Genomic DNA, 16735 nt, shown 5'->3' on the forward strand with positions numbered 1-16735 from the left:
TCGCCCAAGGGACTCCGCCCTCACGATCTCGCGATTTGACCCGCAGCCGTGTCGTCATTGCGCCACGGGTCGATCGATGGTGATCTCCACGGGATCTTCGTAGGTACCCATCGTCATGCGGTTGATTTCGACATTGATCTGTCCGCCCTCGAGAAGATCTGCAGCGATCCTACAGCGACGATCGAAGCCGACATCCGCGCCGCCCGGGACGGGCTCGCAGTAGGGTGGATCGTGCTCATCGTCGCAGGGGGGCGAAACGAGCTCATCGCCGTCACGCCTCACGGTCGCACTGACCTCCCTCGCGTCTTGGCTATTGACCAGGATAATGATGCACCTGCCCGCTTCCTCAGGGGCGATCCGCCACAGAGAAACAGCGTGCTCCGAAGAACTGTCGCCGCATCGGCCGCGGGTCACGGCGACAGCGAGCTCCTCCGGACCGAGCTTCGACAATGCATCCCAGTTATTGTCCTTGATGACGACATCGAGGCTCGTTTCCTTGCCGCGGCTCTCGGCGGTGACGTCATACTCGACAAGACCCTCGTAGAGCGCATCGTCGCTCAGAAAGCGCGCGCAGATCGACTCGCCCGCCTGCCACCCTTCCGGGATTCCGGCGATCAAGCTCCGCTCGTTGGCCAACTCGCCGCGGGGCTCCAACATGACTCCGACGACGATGCGCGGCGCCGAGACATCCGCGCCGGTCTTGAGCTCGTCGATTGGCTTGGGTTCGGTCTTCGCCGCGAGGTGCGGAAAATCCGTTACGCCCAACGGGTAAGCCGGCGCCGCCGCCCCGAGAGTTGTTGTGAGCGTCAATATCGACAGCCGCTTCAACACAGTCACGATCTTGCCTCCACGCTTCCGAGAAGTGATCATCCTGGCAAGGTGCCATTCTTCCATCAACAGACTCAAATGCGAAAGCCGATGTCACCGGCGTTGCTTCGAACACTCTGCGGGCTCGTCGGGCTGTCGTTGACGCCGGTTTCTACAACTGCAGAGCCGGTTTCGGTCAATCGCAAGAGCGGCCAGGGTTTTGCGGTTTCCTATCGCAACAACTGCTACGTGCTCCTCCCTCAACATGTCCATGGCACGAGTCCCTCTCTGACGCTTGCGACCGGGTCGCCGCCGATCGTCGGCGAGGCTAAGGTGATCGAGCGTTTCGATCCAGGAATGGACCTCTCGGTCGCCTTCGTAACGGGCGGTTTGGAGGGGCGCTGCGCGCCGCAGTGGGAAGATCTTCCGAGAAAGATCGATCAGTTGATCTCCCCGGGAGGCCAGGTCACCTTCGTCACCGTCTCGGAGGGCGGGGTGATCAACCGTCTTCCGGCCATAGTCGAACTTGTCAGCTATGAGTATATGGTGATTGATCTTGGCAGAGATGTTGAAAAAAGCATCTTCCAAGGGCGTAGCGGCAGTGTGGTCCTCGCAGGAAACGCGCCGGTTGGAATGATCGTGAAAACCGGCTGTGAGGATGTGATCGAGCTTCCCGCCGAGAGCAAACTGCGCGCCGACGGTAAACAAGGATGCGTCCTGCGCATGGATGCTATCGTCGATCGAGCCAGGCGCTTAATCGAGCGTGGTTCAACCGATGTTATGCCGCCACCGCTTTCGCCCGAGCCACCCGAGTCGCAAGAACTCGGACTCGTCGGTCTCGCCGGCCGAATCTTGACATGCTCTTCGGAGGGCGCCGTGCCGGAAGCTGGTTGTTGGAGTCTCGAGGAAGGCTCTGGACCTCTCCTGATCGCGCCGGGAGATTTGCCGTTCAGCATCGTGGTGGAGTTGTCTGGAGCTGACGCGACCCCTGTCTCCCGGGTGCGATTGGCGTCGCGGCCATCTTCCGAAGGACAGACGGTTCCAAAGAACGTGATCGTGGACTTCAACGCCGGGACTAAGAAACGGCCCAACTGGAAGGAGTTCCGAATGGGGGACATGACACCTTTCGGCGATCTCGATCTACTGAACGGGATGGCCCCCAGGACAAGAGCCGTTCGACTGACGATCGTCGATGCTTGGGCGGATGGCTTGCCCCTGCAACTGGATCGTATCGAGGTCAGGTAGCTTTCCGCGTCTCGATCGGCTCAGTTCAGTAGCGGAATGCGGATCCTGGCCGGCGTGCCGCTGCCATTGACGAGAAAATCCCCGACAAGTGCTCCTGTTTCGTCCGAGGTCATTACAGCGTGGCCGTTGATGTTGAAGCTCCACTCGCCGGTCATCACCCGCTCGCCGTTTAAGAGAAGTGCACAATAACGCTTGTTGTTGAGGAAAGGCCAACACTTCAATTCGTCTTCGTAAGAACCGATAGCGAACGTGTAAAATCCTTGCCTGCGATCACTCGACCAGCTGCCCTTCATGCGGCTGAGCCACTCGTAGATTTGCGTAAGGTCCTTGTCTTCGATGGGTATAGCGAACTCGGCAACGAAATTGCCGCCGGCATCGAGAACCGCTTTTACCGCCGCTGCACGCATGTAAGGGTCGCTCGATGTGAGGCCGCTTTCCTTCGCGACCTGCACTAAGGTGGCATCGCCACTTTGCAACAGAGCCTCCATCGCGGCGATGCGTTTGTTACGGTCCGGATTCGCGAGTAGATCCTGGGCGCGGCTGATCTCGTCTGCTCTGCCTTCGATGCTGGCGGTAATCTCGTCCACCGACATTTTCGAGGCTGCCGACATGGCCGTCAAAAGGATAGAGGTGACAAAGAGGAGAGTTGCAAGGAATGCTTTCATGGTAGACAGCTCCGGATTTTGATCTATAGGCATTCTGAAAGAAGCCTACATCCCCTCGCAAGCTCGCAATAGCCCGCACGAATGTGAGAGGAGCGTGCCCGCCCGGCTCATGGCGAGAGGCGCCAGCATCCGGGCGGGCACGACCGGGGATTCTCATCGGTGGTTCGGCGAGCCTTGAGGCGATCAGGCAAGGCGATCCCGGCTGAGGGCACCATGTCAGCGGCACATGGGGCCATCGTAGAACGTGAGCGCCGCGGGTCCGGATGTGGCGACGTCTTCACGCGCCACGACAGCTGGCGACGGGCCGCGCTCGCGTCGAACCGTCTGTGCTGCCACCCACAAGCGGATCTAACCATTCCCGTTCGCAGCGGCTTTAATCTGGCATGTCGATGTCGCGAAGGCGACACGTTGCTCTCGCAACGGGCCGTATTGACTGGTACGTCGTTGAAAAGCCGGTCGCTATCATTGGTCCGTCGTTTGCTGGGGACAGCCAAAGCACAACAGCAGGGCAGAACGATCCCATGCGACCAAACCCGATACGGAAACCGAGAGCGCAGGCAGAGGCAGTATCTATTTCACGCACCTTGAGCGCGGATGTCTCACTGACTCGACACGGCGCACTCCGGTGTGCTGACGCCCGCCGCTGCAACGCTGTCCGGCAAATCTTCGCCACACGACCCCGGGGGAGCTGATTCATGGCCCGCTTCGAACCCTGTCATGGCAAGAACGCTTGCCGCGACAATGGCGAGCGCTGTCTGACGTGTGGCCGAGAATCGAGCGAGATCGCCCGTCTACGGGCATGCGTCGAGGAGCTGGCCAACCTGGCGCTGGAACATGGCTACGACAACAGCGAGGAGTTCGCCGCCTACGTCGCGCGCAAGCTGTTCAAGACCATCGCACATCGCCGGGAACAGCTGCAATGAGCGGGCTCCTGATCGATCCCGACGACACCCGCTTCCGCCTAGGCGTGCAGGCGATGGATCATGTTCATGGTGAGTTCATCGCCTTGTTAAACGCCATGGCCGAGGCCGATCAAGCCCGCTTCCTGGAGATGTTCGAGCACCTCGTCGACCACACCGCGGCGCATTTCGACCAGGAAGAGCGGTGGATGATCGAGACTCGGTTTCCGGCTCTGCAGGAACATCGCGGCGATCATCGGCGTGTGCTGGGCGATCTCAGAGCCATCGGTCAACGCTCGACTCGGGGCAAATTCGCCATGGGTCGAGCCTATGTGCGCGAATTCTTGCCGGGTTGGTTTGCGGTGCATGCCGTGACCATGGACAGCGCCCTGGCCGCCCATCTGAATGCGAACCCGGGTTCCTGACCGTTGAGCACGACACCAACCCAGCGCGCTTCGGCGCTCGACAAACGCAAGCTGCCGGTCTGTGCCAGCGCTGATTTGGGCGTGTTTTGATCTCGCCGGCGACTGCATGCGCCGGGCAGACAACCGCCAACCGACCACCGTAATCCCACAGCGGGCAATCCCGATGAAAACCACCGACAAGATCCGTCAACAACTCGCGGAAAACCCGATCGTCCTCTATATGAAGGGCACGCCGCGCGAGCCACGCTGCGGGTTCTCCGCCAAGGCCGCGGCCGCGCTGCAAGCCACCGGCGTGGAATTCGCCTATGTCGATGTCTTGGCCGCACCCCTGTTCATGCAGGCGCTGCCCGAGGTGTCGGATTTTCCCACCTTCCCGCAACTCTTCATCAAGGGCGAGGTCATCGGCGGCAGCGACATCATCGAGGCCATGCTTGCGAGCGGCGAACTGCTGCCGATGCTGAAAGACGCGGCCGCCTGACACGAAACCGAGGATCACACATGGACCAAGACGAGATCGTCAAACGCGTTCGGGCCGAACACCCGGACGCGGTCGTAGACATCGCCGGGGCCGACTGCAATTTCGAGCTCCACATCGTCAGCGAAGGTTTCGCCGGACAAGGGCTGTTGCAACGCCAAAAGAGCGTCTTGGCGCTATTCAAGGACGAGTTGAAGTCCGGCGCGCTGCACGCCTTGACGATCAAGGCCAAGACACCGCAAGAGAAGGCCGCGGAGGCCCCGTGAAACGATGCCCAAGCCGCCGCGACCCGGGCGGCGCCCGCCTGATCCCAAGCGGTCCGGCATGAGGCCATCGGCGAAAGGTCCGGCAGGTGGCAGGGCAGCGGCCCCCGATCGCAAGGCGGTTTGGGTCGAGCGAAACCTCGGCCGGGGATTTCGGGTCACACTATCCGGCTCGTGGAGTGGGTGTCGGCGGTCCACGCGACCGGGGACCTCGGCCGGCAAAGCTCCGGTGTCGGTCAGTTGATCATCGGCGCACGCTGCATCGCCCGGTAACCGCTTCATTTACGTTGACTGTCCATCAGATCGCCGACTCCGTTTCGCATGAAGACCTGGATCCTTCGCCTCCTGTTCGGCGTCGCTTCAGTCGTTCTGATGGCAGGCTTCGCGACCTGGTGGCTGATTCGCGGCAGTCTTCCGATGCTCGACGGCGACCTTCCCGTTGCGGGTCTGGATCATCCTGTGACCATCGAACGCGATGAGCAGGGTATCCCGACGATCCGTGCATCCACGCGACGCGACTTGGCTTTTGCGACGGGATTCGTGCACGGGCAGGATCGTTTCTTCCAGATGGACTTGATTCGCCGCAAGGCTGCCGGCGAGCTCTCGGAGATGTTCGGCGCGGCGGCTTTGCCGCTCGACAAGCATCATCGCTTTCATCGATTCCGCGCTCGCGCACAGGCCGTCATGCAGACACTGACGGCGACCGAGCGGGCCATCCTCGACGCCTATGCCTCCGGCGTGAATACGGGTCTCGGGAGTCTGTCGGTCCGGCCATTCGAATACCTGTTGTTGCGTGAACAACCGAAGCCTTGGAGGACGCAGGATACGATTCTCGTCGTCTACGCGATGTTCATGCAGCTGAACGACGACAGGGCGCGGGGCGACGTCCAACGCGGGCTTGCGCAATCGGTGCTGCCGGCCAACGTCTATGCCTGGCTCTATCCAACCGGCACGAGCTGGGATGCCCCGCTTGTCGGCGGAGCGATCGAGACCGTTCCGATGCCGGAGGCCGGTGACGATGCGATCCGGCACGTCGCGCTCATCCCTGAACACGCGACCGAGCAGGGCAGCCCTGCGTTGAACGGCAGCAACAACTGGGCGGTCGGCGGCGCGCTGACCCATCACGGTCGGGCGCTGGTCTCGAACGATATGCACCTGGGCCTCTCGGTCCCCAATCTCTACTACCGGGCGCGCCTGATCACGACGGGCGACGGCGAGCGAGACGTGACCGGGGTCTCTCTGCCCGGCACGCCGTTCGTGGTTGCCGGCAGCAACGGCCGCGTGGCGTGGGGATACACCAACAGCTACGGCGACTGGTCCGACGCCGTCGTGCTCAGGCCGGGTGCAGCCGCCGGGACGTATCGAACGCCGGACGGGGAGGAGGCGTTCGTCGTGCATCGGGAGTGGATCAACGTCAAGCAGGCGGATCCTGTCGAGTACAGGATCCGGGAAACCCGATGGGGCCCCGTCGACGACGGCAATCAGTTTGCCGGCAGCGACGTGGCGGTGCGCTGGCTCGCCCACAGTCCTCGGGCCGTCAACCTGAAAATCCTCGAGCTCGAAACGGTTGCGAACCTCGATGCTGCGCTCGACGTCGCGAATACGATGGGTTTGCCGCCACAGAATGTCGTGGCGGGCGATGCGCACGGCACTATCGGCTGGAGCATCGCCGGTCAAATCCCGGTGAAGCGTGGATACGACCCGATGGTTCCCGCCGACTGGAGCAACGGGGGTGGATGGACAGGCTGGCTGGATGCGGCCGACTATCCGCGCGTCGTCAATCCGGAGTCGCAGCGGATTTGGACGGCGAACGCGCGCGTCGTCGACGGTGACGCGCTGCGGACGATCGGAGATGGCGGCTACGACCTCGGCGCGCGGGCGAAGCAGATCAGGGACCGGCTATTCGAGAAAGACCGCTTTGCGCCGGAAGACATGTTGGCGATTCAGCGCGATCACGAGGCGCTGTTCCTCGGGCGATGGAGAACATTGCTGCTCGAGGTGCTTGCCTCCGGCGGACCCGAGATGGATGAGTATCGGTCACTGGTGGAGAACTGGATTCCCGCAGCGTCCGCCGATTCCGTCGGCTATCGGCTGGTGCGTGCATTCCGGTTGCAGGTGCGGCAGAACGTGTTTGCCGCACTGACGACTCAGGTGGGGGATGTGCATGGAGAGAACGCCGATCTGCTGATCAGTCACCAGTTCGAGGCACCTTTGTGGGCCGTTCTGACCGAGAAGCCACGCCATCTGTTGCCCGCGAATTTCGAGAGCTGGGATGCACTGATGCTCGCCGCCGTGCGCGAAAACATCGACAGCTTCGAGAAGCGCTTCGACGGTGCCCTGTCTGAACGGACCTGGGGCGAGTTGAATACCGCGCACATCGCCCACCCGATCAGTCAAGCCGTTCCGTGGCTGTCCGGATGGCTGGACATGCCCCGCGAGGCGCTGCCGGGCGATGCGAACCTGCCGCTCGCGCAGAGTCCGGTTTTCGGTGCCTCCCAACGGTTCTCCGTGTCACCCGGCGACGAGGCCAACGGTCTGATGCAGATGCCGACCGGTCAAAGCGGTCATCCGATGTCGCCGTTCTACCGACGCGGCCATGACGACTGGGTTTCCGGTACCCCAAGCCCGTTCCTGCCGGGGCCAACACGCCACCGACTGACGCTGAAACCTGCTCGTTAGGCGCCTCTGCCGGCCCCCAAGCAGCGTGTCGGCTGGATAACGGGTGAGGACCGCTTCTGTTACGGTCTCCGGCTTCCGCCACACCCATCGCCTTCCTCCACGTCCAGCCATCCCCGCAATTGCGCGGTACGCTCACGCGTCAGCCCGGCCAACGTCGTGCATTCGCACATCGGATACATGGACCCGTATTCGATCTGCTTGTCCTGCGCCGGGTAGAGTGCGGCAAGCTCGGCATCTCGGAAGGCGATCCAGGCACGCTGCGCGGTCTTCAGTTTGTCGAGAAACAGCGCCTCGCCCCGATAACGCTCGCGGATTTCTCGGTAGACGCTGTTCAACTCGGCATCGGCCGCATCCAGCTCCGCGCAAGCGCTCCGATTCAGGTCAGATTGGGTCTGCGCCTGACTCGTACCGATGACGAGCATAAGGGAAAGCAACAGGTTGGCTCGCATCATCGTGCAGTGTCCCCCGGAGACAAAGGATTTCGATTCCGCCGGTCGAGCGGGCGCTGACAGGCCTCTCATGGACAGCGAGCATCGCAGGTTTATAACCTGCCCGCGCCGGTCATGACACACGATGCCGAAGACCGGCGCGGTTCGGTTTCAGGATTTCGAGTCGCACCCGACCCCGGCCCGGACATAGCCAACATCGATCCTCATTCGGGACTGGCAGCGATGGGCGTCGGAACGGCGGGCGCGGGAAAGATGAGCGTGTCGGTCTCGAAGCCGGCCGCCCGTGCCTTGGCGATCAGATCCTCCAGGGTCTCGGCCGGTAAGTGCGGTTGCCGACGCCCTGGACCACCGCGGTTCCGGCACGCGAACACGCGGGCTCATCGGGTCGCCACCGAGTCGCCGACCCGCATCCTGATCGGTTGCCACCTCGCGATGCCTCCGGACCGGCGATTCGGCCCCGACGGAACGACCGCGACCCAGTCGTCGATCCCCCGACGCCCGATGGAATGTGACCTCGGTGGATCGCCCGGCGCCGACGCGGACAGCGATGGCTCGGGGGACGAAGGCGTTCGGGTCGAAGGCATGTGGGTCGAATGCATCGAAGGGCCGCGCCGAGGGAGCCTCGGTCGAGGTCGCCATTGTAGTGGACGCACGCAACCCCGATTTCCCCGCAATGGGGAGAAGGCCTTATCCGGCCCGGGTGCCAACCCGCCGGAGCCGCGCCCTGCGGGACGCGATCCACCGAGTCCCGAACGATTCCATCCGAACCGAGGGCGCCCATGCTCACGCATTTCGACCACGTCACCGTCGCGGTCCGCGACATCGATGCCGCGAAGGACTTCTTCACGGCCCTGGGTTTCGAGGAGGTCAAGGATGTCGTGATCCGCGGCGAACGCATGGATCGCTACATGGGGGTCCGCGGTATCGAGGCCGAGCACGTCACCTTGGTCCTGAAGGACGCCTCGCCGCGCGCCGAGGTGCAGTTGCTCCGCTACCTACACCCGGAAACACCCGCCGACCCATCGATCCCCAACCTGGCCCGCGTCGGCTTTAACCACATCTGCTTCGCGGTCGACGACCTGGATGCCGAGGTCGTACGCCTGAGGGCGCTGGGCATCTCGTTTCGAAACGAAGTCATGGAGTTCCACGACCGCAAGCTGGTCTTCCTCGCCGGCCCCGAAGGAATCACCCTCGAGCTGGCCCAGTGGCTACCCGCTCCGGGCCAAGCCTGAGACCGGAATCGACGGCGATCCACCCCGGCCCCCACCGACCATCACTGCACTTCTCACCACGCGCGCCGCGTCGACCGACGCGGCGAGTGCTCCCCTGACCCTAGATCCTGCTGCCGCGACGTCCGCGACGACATCTCAAAAGGAGCATCGAGCACATGTGGAATGAACGCTACGCCGAGGACGACTATGCCTACGGCACCGCGCCGAACGACTTTCTGGTCGAGCAGGCGGATCGGCTGCCGCAAGGCCCGGTGCTGTGCTTGGCCGAGGGCGAGGGGCGCAACGCGGTCTGGTTGGCAGCACGCGGCCATGCGGTGACCGCGATGGACGCCTCGGTCGTCGGCCTGGAGAAGGCCAGTCGTCTGGCCGCCGAGCGCGGGGTGCGGATCGTGACCTGCTGCAGCGATCTCGCACAGTTCGAAATCCAGCCGAACGCCTGGTCGGGGATCGTCTCGATCTTCGCCCATGTGCCGCCGGACCTGCGCCGGGCGGTGCACCGACGCGTGGTGGAGGGGCTGCGTCCGGGCGGCGCCTTGATCCTGGAAGCCTACACCCCCGAGCAGCTGCGCTTCGGCACCGGCGGTCCGCCCGTGGCCGAGCTGACCATGAGCCTCGCCACCCTTCAAGTCGAGCTTGCCGGCCTGGTGTTCGAGGTGGCACGCGAGTGCGAACGCGAGGTCTTCGAAGGGCGCTACCATCAGGGACGCGGTCATGTCGTGCAGATCCTCGGGCGCAAGCCGGCGGAGGGTTGATCGGAACGGGACAACCGAACCTCGCCTTTAGGATGCCGACTCGCCATGCCGCCGGCGATGCCGAGCTGCGCGGCTCATCCCCGCCCGCTCCACCGGGCTACCCGTGAGCGGCCACCACCCACCGAAGGCATACACCATGGTGAAAGCAGTTTGGAAAGAATGCGTGATCGCCGAGAGCGAGCACGTCCAGGAGATGGATGGCTATGTCTATTTTCCGATCGCGTCGGTCCGTGAGGAACTGCTGGAGCCCAGCGCGCGGCGGTCGGTGTGTCCGAGCAAAGGCGAAGCCCGCTACTTCCATATCTTGGTCGGCAACGACTGCAACGTCGACGCCGCCTGGCGTTATCCACACCCGAAACCCTCGGCCGCACGCATCGCCGAGCATATCGCCTTCTGGCGCGGGGTCACGGTGGAGCGCTGAACGAGCCGGACCCGTCCTCGCGCGGCACCAGGCCCGGCGGCAGCGTCGGGAAGCGCTCCAGGAGCCGCTCGGGGTCGCTGTCCGCGGCGCAGGGCGCCGAGTCATCCTCCGCGTCGCAGGGGCCGAGGACCTGCACCGCCCAACGTCCGTCCCGGCGCTGCAGGAGCGCAGTGACGTCCTCGTAACGGCTCGTCCCGTCGCGCGATTGCGGGGCGGCCTCGACCCAGGCCCAGCCCGCGCCGACCCGCAGCACCGCGACGACGAAGACCAGATCCGGCCCGGTCAGGTGCGTCAGCTCCGCGCGCAGGGCATCCAGAATTGCGCCCCGCTCCCGACTGCCGGGCGGCGGGTTGGTGATCGTCTCGCTCGTGGCCGGCGTCGCCGCCTGACTCGCCATGCAGCACCCCAGGAGGATCAGGATCAGGGCGTAGCCGATCCGGGCACGTGTCGGATGCATCCTCGTGTCCTCGCCGCAATGAGATGACGAGACGCGCGCGAGCGCATGGCCGCGTGCCCCTCAAAGCCCCATGATGTCCCGCAGCTCCACGCTGCCGAGCACCTGACAGTAGATCATGTTGATGATCTCCAGCTCGCGCCGGTGCAGCGCGTCGGTGCCGGCCGCGCAGCCGTCCTCGACCACGATGACGTTGAAGCTCTCGTCGGCGAGACTGCGCACCGTGGAGGAAACGCATTGATCGGTGAAGATCCCGGTCAGCACGACGTTGCGGATACCCAGGTTCGCGAGGATCAGACGCAGGTTGGTCCCGGTCAAGGCACTGTCGGTGGTCTTGGTGACGACGATCTCGCCGGGGTGCGGTGCCAGCTCGGGCACCAGTTGACTCGCCGTGCTGTCCTTGGGCAAGAGCAGCGCATTCCAGCCCGGCTTCTTCTGGCTGAGCGAGCGGTCCCGCCCGTCCTCGAGGAGGCAGGCAATGCGCGCGTGGATCACGTCCATGCCCTTCGCGCGGAAGGCGTCCTGCAGGGCGCGGGTGGTCGGGATGACGATCTCGCGCATGCGCCGATGGAAGGGGAACCAGCGTGCGGCCTCGTCCGGGTCCGCCGGGATCTCCAGGTAGAGGTTCTGCACGTCGATGCACAGCAGCGCCGTCTCGGCGGGATCCAGCACCAGGTCCGCGGGCTCGGGCGCCTGCGCGTAGTAGAAGGAGCGGTAGGCGGTCTTCCAGCGCATCGGGGTTCTCCGGGTGACGGGATAGTCGGGAACACTGGTGGATTTTAGAGAGATGGTCTACATTCCAGTATTACATGGAATATAAGAGTAATCGATGCCGCTCTGCGAACACCCATCAGCCGAGATCCCCGACATCCCGGCAACCACGCTTCTGGGCCATGCGGCCGAGTTGTTTCGGGCCATGGGTGATCCGGAGCGTCTCCGCCTTCTGGCCATGCTTCAGGGCGGCGAGCGTTGCGTAGGCGAGTTGGTCGGCGAGCAGGACAAACTCAGCACCGTCTCTGCGCGGCTACAGGCTCTGCATCGCGCCCGACTGCTGCACAGGCGCCGCGAGGCCCGACACATCTACTACCGGCTCGCCGACGAGCATGTAGCGAGACTGCTCAACAATGCACTGGAACACGCGGCGGAGCGATTTGCGACGCCGTAACAACCCCTTCAGGAGGACGACTTCGATGAGCTGCCGGAAACACCCCGATCACGATCATGAACATGGCCCCGGTTGCGGGCACACGGCGATCGAGCACGACGGCCACGTCGATTACCTGCACGACGGGCATCTCCATCATCCGCATGGAGACCATATCGACGAGCACGTCATTCCGGTGACTGCGGTCAATCCCGATCAATGCACGCCTGCGCATCACTGCGGTGGTCATGACGCCGGTCACGTGCATGGACCCGGCTGCGGGCACGAGGCGGTGCCGCACGGGGATCATGTCGACTATCTGGTCGAAGGCCACCTCCATCACCCACACGGGGATCACTGCGATGATCATGGCCCGTTGAAGGTGATCGGCTAACCGAGCCTTCTACACGCCGGACGATCGGTGCCGGCGTGTCCTCGGTTCCCCTCGCTCGTGCCGAAGCCCGTCTGACCGCAGGCGAGTCCGGACGCCGGGTCGCGGGTGTCGAGACCTGGATGACATCCGCTGACTCGGCGCTTGACCGAGCGCACCCAGCCTGACAAAGCGCTGCGTATCGAACGTTGGCTCTCCCGGTTCCGATGGCCTGCTCGCGCGCGCTCCACCCCTCCCACGACAATCGCATGGATGAGTTTGCCGAGGGCCTGGACCAGGCCGTCGAGATCCATCGGCAAGCCCGTGCCGCGGGGCGTGCGCCGGTGTGTTCGCCGCCGTGAGGCCATCGGAAAGTCATCCGCTTCAAAAAACCAAAAAAGCGGTTTAGACTCCGTCCGTCAACGAAACGGATATGGACACTCGCACATGGATGCCTGCCGCCGACCCTCGCACACCTGGCCCCTCGACGCGACGCATTCCCCCGAACACGACGCCGAGGACTGGTTCGCCCTCGGCGCCCTCGCCTTCAGCGCTCCGCTCGACCCCCGCCTTCTGCCCCCGCTCGGACACTTCGGGTTCCAGCTCGCCTGGCTGATCGGGTTCGCCACCGCTTGGTTCGGTGCCTGGAGCGACGGCGGCAAGGAGCCCGCCGACGATGACGTCTCTACACCGCCATCACCGCGACGCTGCGCAATCACCCGATCCTGCTCCTGGAGATCATGGCGATCCCGTCGGTCGGGGAAAGCTGCGGACCACACTGAGACCGCACGGCCAATCGAGCCGAACGAAAGGATGCACGCATGCCGACCTCCTCCGACCCCGCGACGGTCGTGATCCTTGGGACCGTTTCGGTCGCCGCCGTGATCGCCGTCATTGTTCTGTCCCTGGTCCTGGCCAGGGTCGTGCGCGAACGTGATCGGCTGAAGCTCTTCGGCGATCGCCTCAAAGAACGCACCGACCGCACCATCGCCGAGCAGCACGCCGAGATCGCATCGCTGGCGCGCTTTCGCGACATCCGCGATGCCGCGGCCACTGCCGATCAGCTGCGAAGTGCATCGAAGGCGTTGTACGAGGGCACGCAGCGCAAGACGCAAGAGATCATCGACGAGGCGGAACGTGCCGCACGGGAGATCACGACCAAAGCCGAGCGTGATGCCGCCTGGGTGCTCGAAGCCGCACGGCAGAAGGCCGCGGCCGTGCGCAAAGACGCTAATCTCGATGCGAAGACCCGGCGCGAGCGGGCCGACTCCGTGCTGGCCGACGCCAGCGCCCAAGCCGAGCGCATCATCGCATCCGCCGATCGGCGCGCCGAGGAGATCGCCGGCGACGCCTACCGGGCACTTCAGGAAGCCGACCGGCTCGGGGAGGTTGCCGAGGCAATGCGCAACGTCATCGACGGCTACGGCGATCGCTATCTCAAGCCAACCTTCGGGCTGCTCGACGAGCTGGCCGAGACCTACGGCTTCGACGACAGCGGCCGGCAGCTCAAGGCCGCCCGCGAGCGGACCAGCCTGATGGTCGAGGAGCAGCGCGCGGCGACCTGCGAGTATGTCGAGGCCAAGCGCCGCGATACCGCGGAGCGATTCGTCGTCGATGCCTTCAACGGCAAGGTCGACACCATCCTGTCCAGGGTCAAGACCACCAACTACGGTGTCCTCGAGCAGGAGATCCGCGATGCCTTTGCACTCGTGAATCAGAACGGCAAGGCATTCCGGGACGCACGAATCACGCGGGAGTATCTGCAGGCCCGGCTCGATGAGCTGACGTCGGCGACCGCCATCGAGGTCAAGCGCCAGGAGGATAAAGCCGAGCAGCGCCGCATTCGCGAGCAGATCCGCGAGGAGCAAAAGGCCCAACGCGAGATCGAGCGCGCCCTGAAGGAAAGCGCACGCGAGGAGGAATCACTCCAGAAAGCATTGGCCAAAGTCCAGGCCGAAGCCGAGCAAGCCAGCGAGGCGCAGCGTGCGGCCTTCGACGCACGGTTGGCCGAGCTGCATGCGCGGCTGGAGGAGGCCGAGGCGCGCAACCAACGTGCGCTGTCGATGGCCCAGCAGACCAAGGCCGGTCACGTCTACGTGATCTCGAACATCGGCTCTTTCGGCGAGGATGTCTTCAAGGTCGGCATGACACGCCGGCTCGAACCGCTCGATCGCGTGCGCGAGCTCGGCGATGCCAGTGTCCCTTTCGGGTTCGACGTCCACGCGCTGATCTGGAGCGAGGATGCTCCGGCGCTCGAATCAGCCCTGCACCGCGACTTCATGCGCGAGCAGGTGAACAAGGTCAATCCGCGCAAGGAGTTCTTCCAGGTTCCGCTCGCGGCAATCCGACGACAGCTCGAAGGCAGGGGGATTCAGGCATCCTGGACCATGGCCGCCGCTGCCGCCGAATATCGCGAGAGCCTCGCGCTCGCCAAGCAGCTTGCCGAGGACCCCGAGAAGGCACGCGAGTGGACGCATCGCCAATCCGAATACGACCTTTCTACCGTGTACGACAAGAGCGAGAGCGAAGACAGGACACTCGCGAACGCCTAGAGGTTGCCGGACAGAACGAACACAATATGTTTTATAGAGGCTCAGTCTCTGCGTTAATCTGAAATGTCGCCAACCACGACAAGGGGATGCCTATGCTTGAGAAGGAAGAATTGAGTGCCGCAATCGGTTTGCGGCTGCGTGTCGAACGCCACCGGCTGGGGTTGAGCCTGTCGCAGCTATCCGTGCTGACGCTAGACAAAATAGCCAAGTCCCGGATCAGCAACTACGAGCAGGGTATCCGGCGCATGGGGCTCGAGGAGGCGGTGATCCTCGCACACGCACTCGGCGATGTCTCGCCCGCCTATCTGCTATGTCTGGTGGATCGCGATCCGTTGACGGTCGCAGAGCACAATCTACTGGCCCGCTTCCGCGCGAGCGACAAGAGCGGACAGGCAATGATCGTCGCAACCGCCGAGGCGGAAGCTGAACGCTCTGATGGTCGACAGGCACAAGCGGCCTAAACCGCGTCCAAGGCGTGATGCCGATTTCCGAGTGAGCTCGACGTTAGGTGCATCCACGACCCTTAGCGGAAGTGATCCGTAATCGAAAGAGTCTGTTTGATACCAACGGGGCACACGCCTCCGAACCGCATCAAAAACCACGTTGCGACAGAAAATTGCGAGCAAGCGACGAACCAAACCACAATTATCATTGACTCGAAATATTCAAACCGTGTCCGAAAGACTCGATGGCACCGTCGAAAATGTATTTGCCTGCAACGTGGAACTTCGGTTAGGTTCCTACCTGCCGGTCTTATGTTCAACGAATGTCATGGTGCTTTCGTGTACGGATCGTTGAGGCAACGGCCGGCTGCTGTCCCCGCTGTACGAATAAGAACTGACCAAACCCCATTGGTCTGGATCACATCCTCTGTCGAGACATGGACCGTCCTAAACAGATATGGCCCAAGCACAGTCGACAGGGAACCGATGCGGTCACGATCCAACCACCCCACGCTGGTTTGCTGCACCACCCGACCATAAATCGCGTCCGCCGATCATCCGCAAGTTGGTCGAACGCATACGCGATTTCTACGACGATCCGCAGAAGATCCCGAGCTTGGCAAACGCTCTGTTCGGCCGTAAGCAGTCCGCCGATCCGGACGGCGACCACAAACCACGCCAGATGCGCTCCGAGCGACGGGAAGCCTGCTGCGCTCTACTCGGTGCGATCGCTCACTACTGCGACCTTCCTTCGCTCTGTCTGAGCGTGCCGCAACAGGACGGCACCCTGCTGCCGATCCGCATGGACACCCTTGCCGAGCGCGCTGGGCTGAACCTGCGCCGTGCCGAGCGTGCAATGCGCGATATCGTCTGCGGCGGACTCCTGACGATCCACCCGCGTTGCGAACTCCAGGAGGACGGCAGCTATATCGGGCGCGCTGCGATCCGTGTCGTTCCCAACGCTCTCTTCGGGTTGTTCGGCCTCGAGGCGCGGCTGGAGCATGACCGGCGACGGATCAGCCAGAAGCGCGGTCAGAACCGGGGCGAGGCGCCGAACCGCACCGCTGCCGCCCGCCTGAAGATCGGAGCGCGCGCCTTGCTCGACAGGGTCGTGGGCCGCGGCCCGGCGTGTGAACCGGCCGCTGCCCAGATCCCCGATTTCTCGTCCGAATCCCCTTTCATCATCTCCAGTGGCACCTTCCCGCACAGCAAACACATCGACGCCATGCGCGCGATGCTGGACACCGACTCATCCCGACCGGTAGAGCGCACCGATACCTCGAACCGTCTATCCCAGCCCGACATCGAGGATGATTCCGTTTCGTTCCCGATACGCTGCGACACCTCTTAGGCCACCACCAAGGTCACCAACGCTTCCTCCCGTCGGCATCCCCGGCGACGCTCCCGCTTGTCCTGAGATCCTCACGATCGTCCTCGCCAGACCATCACGAGCATTGATC

At 63.6% G+C, this 16735-nt stretch carries 20 protein-coding genes; 14 read left to right on the forward strand and 6 right to left on the reverse strand.

The window, feature by feature from the left end; genetic code table 11:
• Positions 1 to 54: 54 nt before the first annotated feature.
• Positions 55 to 837: a hypothetical protein gene (locus BDD21_RS26535; protein WP_147431246.1), complete on the reverse strand. Its 783-nt coding sequence runs from the start codon at positions 835 to 837 to the stop codon at positions 55 to 57.
• Between the two features lie 93 nt (positions 838 to 930).
• Here BDD21_RS26535 and BDD21_RS26540 point away from each other — a divergent pair, with 93 nt between their 5' ends.
• Complete coding sequence (locus BDD21_RS26540) at positions 931 to 2052, forward strand: hypothetical protein (protein ID WP_147431247.1); 1122 nt, start codon at positions 931 to 933, stop codon at positions 2050 to 2052.
• 20 nt (positions 2053 to 2072) lie between these two features.
• On the opposite strand, the gene BDD21_RS26545 is transcribed toward BDD21_RS26540, so the two are convergent.
• The gene (locus BDD21_RS26545; protein ID WP_120800209.1) at positions 2073 to 2717 is read right to left on the reverse strand and encodes a HEAT repeat domain-containing protein; all 645 of its coding nucleotides are present in this window, start codon (positions 2715 to 2717) and stop codon (positions 2073 to 2075) included.
• A 695-nt stretch (positions 2718 to 3412) separates the two neighbouring features.
• Here BDD21_RS26545 and BDD21_RS26550 point away from each other — a divergent pair.
• From BDD21_RS26550 to BDD21_RS26570, 5 genes are all read left to right on the forward strand, one after another.
• The gene (locus BDD21_RS26550; protein WP_120800210.1) at positions 3413 to 3640 is read left to right on the forward strand and encodes a hypothetical protein; all 228 of its coding nucleotides are present in this window, start codon (positions 3413 to 3415) and stop codon (positions 3638 to 3640) included.
• On the forward strand, positions 3637 to 4041 hold the full coding sequence (locus BDD21_RS26555; RefSeq protein WP_120800211.1) for a hemerythrin domain-containing protein: 405 nt from the start codon (positions 3637 to 3639) through the stop codon (positions 4039 to 4041). The genes BDD21_RS26550 and BDD21_RS26555 overlap by 4 nt, the downstream gene beginning before the upstream one ends.
• 163 nt (positions 4042 to 4204) lie before the next feature.
• Positions 4205 to 4519, forward strand: coding sequence for a Grx4 family monothiol glutaredoxin (gene grxD / locus BDD21_RS26560; RefSeq protein WP_120800212.1), 315 nt, complete (start codon positions 4205 to 4207; stop codon positions 4517 to 4519).
• A gap of 20 nt (positions 4520 to 4539) precedes the next feature.
• On the forward strand, positions 4540 to 4782 hold the full coding sequence (locus BDD21_RS26565; protein ID WP_120800213.1) for a BolA/IbaG family iron-sulfur metabolism protein: 243 nt from the start codon (positions 4540 to 4542) through the stop codon (positions 4780 to 4782).
• A gap of 318 nt (positions 4783 to 5100) precedes the next feature.
• A complete protein-coding gene (locus BDD21_RS26570; protein WP_120800214.1) occupies positions 5101 to 7458 on the forward strand; it encodes a penicillin acylase family protein in 2358 nt (785 codons plus the stop codon).
• A 59-nt stretch (positions 7459 to 7517) separates the two neighbouring features.
• Here the strand turns inward: BDD21_RS26570 and BDD21_RS26575 are convergent, their stop codons facing one another.
• Both BDD21_RS26575 and BDD21_RS27635 read right to left on the reverse strand, forming a co-directional pair.
• Positions 7518 to 7910: a lysozyme inhibitor LprI family protein gene (locus tag BDD21_RS26575; protein WP_211335238.1), complete on the reverse strand. Its 393-nt coding sequence runs from the start codon at positions 7908 to 7910 to the stop codon at positions 7518 to 7520.
• A 200-nt stretch (positions 7911 to 8110) separates the two neighbouring features.
• Positions 8111 to 8278, reverse strand: coding sequence for a lipocalin/fatty acid-binding family protein (locus BDD21_RS27635; RefSeq protein ID WP_147431248.1), 168 nt, complete (start codon positions 8276 to 8278; stop codon positions 8111 to 8113).
• 408 nt (positions 8279 to 8686) lie between these two features.
• Here BDD21_RS27635 and BDD21_RS26580 point away from each other — a divergent pair, with 408 nt between their 5' ends.
• From BDD21_RS26580 to BDD21_RS26590, 3 genes are all read left to right on the forward strand, one after another.
• Entirely contained in the window at positions 8687 to 9139 is a 453-nt protein-coding gene (locus tag BDD21_RS26580) for a VOC family protein (RefSeq protein WP_120800215.1), read from the forward strand.
• 155 nt (positions 9140 to 9294) lie between these two features.
• Positions 9295 to 9891 (forward strand): SAM-dependent methyltransferase, encoded by a 597-nt coding sequence (locus tag BDD21_RS26585; protein ID WP_120800216.1) that lies wholly within the window; start codon positions 9295 to 9297, stop codon positions 9889 to 9891.
• Positions 9892 to 10027: 136 nt separating this feature from the next.
• Positions 10028 to 10312, forward strand: coding sequence for a DUF427 domain-containing protein (locus BDD21_RS26590; RefSeq protein ID WP_120800217.1), 285 nt, complete (start codon positions 10028 to 10030; stop codon positions 10310 to 10312).
• On the opposite strand, the gene BDD21_RS26595 is transcribed toward BDD21_RS26590, so the two are convergent.
• Positions 10296 to 10769, reverse strand: coding sequence for a hypothetical protein (locus tag BDD21_RS26595; protein ID WP_120800218.1), 474 nt, complete (start codon positions 10767 to 10769; stop codon positions 10296 to 10298). The genes BDD21_RS26590 and BDD21_RS26595 overlap by 17 nt on opposite strands.
• A 60-nt stretch (positions 10770 to 10829) precedes the next feature.
• Positions 10830 to 11501, reverse strand: coding sequence for a cysteine hydrolase family protein (locus BDD21_RS26600; protein WP_120800219.1), 672 nt, complete (start codon positions 11499 to 11501; stop codon positions 10830 to 10832).
• 94 nt (positions 11502 to 11595) lie between these two features.
• Here BDD21_RS26600 and BDD21_RS28440 point away from each other — a divergent pair, with 94 nt between their 5' ends.
• The 5 genes from BDD21_RS28440 (at position 11596) to BDD21_RS26625 (ending at position 16626) form a co-directional block, all read left to right on the forward strand.
• Positions 11596 to 11931 carry an ArsR/SmtB family transcription factor gene (locus tag BDD21_RS28440; RefSeq protein ID WP_211335239.1) on the forward strand — a complete coding sequence of 112 codons (336 nt, stop codon included), beginning with the start codon at positions 11596 to 11598 and terminating at the stop codon, positions 11929 to 11931.
• A 25-nt stretch (positions 11932 to 11956) separates the two neighbouring features.
• On the forward strand, positions 11957 to 12304 hold the full coding sequence (locus BDD21_RS28445; RefSeq protein WP_211335240.1) for a hypothetical protein: 348 nt from the start codon (positions 11957 to 11959) through the stop codon (positions 12302 to 12304).
• A gap of 797 nt (positions 12305 to 13101) precedes the next feature.
• Positions 13102 to 14832: an SNIPE associated domain-containing protein gene (locus BDD21_RS26615; protein WP_120800221.1), complete on the forward strand. Its 1731-nt coding sequence runs from the start codon at positions 13102 to 13104 to the stop codon at positions 14830 to 14832.
• A gap of 86 nt (positions 14833 to 14918) precedes the next feature.
• A complete protein-coding gene (locus tag BDD21_RS26620; RefSeq protein WP_120800222.1) occupies positions 14919 to 15293 on the forward strand; it encodes a helix-turn-helix domain-containing protein in 375 nt (124 codons plus the stop codon).
• 547 nt (positions 15294 to 15840) lie between these two features.
• Positions 15841 to 16626, forward strand: a complete 786-nt coding sequence (locus tag BDD21_RS26625) for a hypothetical protein (protein ID WP_147431249.1) — start codon at positions 15841 to 15843, stop codon at positions 16624 to 16626.
• The last annotated feature ends 109 nt before the right edge of the window (positions 16627 to 16735 follow it).

The organism is Thiocapsa rosea (genome assembly GCF_003634315.1).
Classification (GTDB): domain Bacteria; phylum Pseudomonadota; class Gammaproteobacteria; order Chromatiales; family Chromatiaceae; genus Thiocapsa; species Thiocapsa rosea.

Bases quoted from the DNA above. Each gene is read 5' to 3' on its own strand.
- BDD21_RS26545 (WP_120800209.1), bottom strand. From the start codon at position 2,717: ATGAAAGCATTCCTTGCAACTCTCCTCTTTGTCACCTCTATCCTTTTG.
- BDD21_RS26550 (WP_120800210.1), top strand. From the start codon at position 3,413: ATGGCCCGCTTCGAACCCTGTCATGGCAAGAACGCTTGCCGCGACAAT.
- BDD21_RS26555 (WP_120800211.1), top strand. From the start codon at position 3,637: ATGAGCGGGCTCCTGATCGATCCCGACGACACCCGCTTCCGCCTAGGC.
- grxD (WP_120800212.1), top strand. From the start codon at position 4,205: ATGAAAACCACCGACAAGATCCGTCAACAACTCGCGGAAAACCCGATC.
- BDD21_RS26565 (WP_120800213.1), top strand. From the start codon at position 4,540: ATGGACCAAGACGAGATCGTCAAACGCGTTCGGGCCGAACACCCGGAC.
- BDD21_RS26570 (WP_120800214.1), top strand. From the start codon at position 5,101: ATGAAGACCTGGATCCTTCGCCTCCTGTTCGGCGTCGCTTCAGTCGTT.
- BDD21_RS26575 (WP_211335238.1), bottom strand. From the start codon at position 7,910: ATGATGCGAGCCAACCTGTTGCTTTCCCTTATGCTCGTCATCGGTACG.
- BDD21_RS26580 (WP_120800215.1), top strand. From the start codon at position 8,687: ATGCTCACGCATTTCGACCACGTCACCGTCGCGGTCCGCGACATCGAT.
- BDD21_RS26585 (WP_120800216.1), top strand. From the start codon at position 9,295: ATGTGGAATGAACGCTACGCCGAGGACGACTATGCCTACGGCACCGCG.
- BDD21_RS26590 (WP_120800217.1), top strand. From the start codon at position 10,028: ATGGTGAAAGCAGTTTGGAAAGAATGCGTGATCGCCGAGAGCGAGCAC.
- BDD21_RS26595 (WP_120800218.1), bottom strand. From the start codon at position 10,769: ATGCATCCGACACGTGCCCGGATCGGCTACGCCCTGATCCTGATCCTC.
- BDD21_RS26600 (WP_120800219.1), bottom strand. From the start codon at position 11,501: ATGCGCTGGAAGACCGCCTACCGCTCCTTCTACTACGCGCAGGCGCCC.
- BDD21_RS28440 (WP_211335239.1), top strand. From the start codon at position 11,596: ATGCCGCTCTGCGAACACCCATCAGCCGAGATCCCCGACATCCCGGCA.
- BDD21_RS28445 (WP_211335240.1), top strand. From the start codon at position 11,957: ATGAGCTGCCGGAAACACCCCGATCACGATCATGAACATGGCCCCGGT.
- BDD21_RS26615 (WP_120800221.1), top strand. From the start codon at position 13,102: ATGCCGACCTCCTCCGACCCCGCGACGGTCGTGATCCTTGGGACCGTT.
- BDD21_RS26620 (WP_120800222.1), top strand. From the start codon at position 14,919: ATGCCTATGCTTGAGAAGGAAGAATTGAGTGCCGCAATCGGTTTGCGG.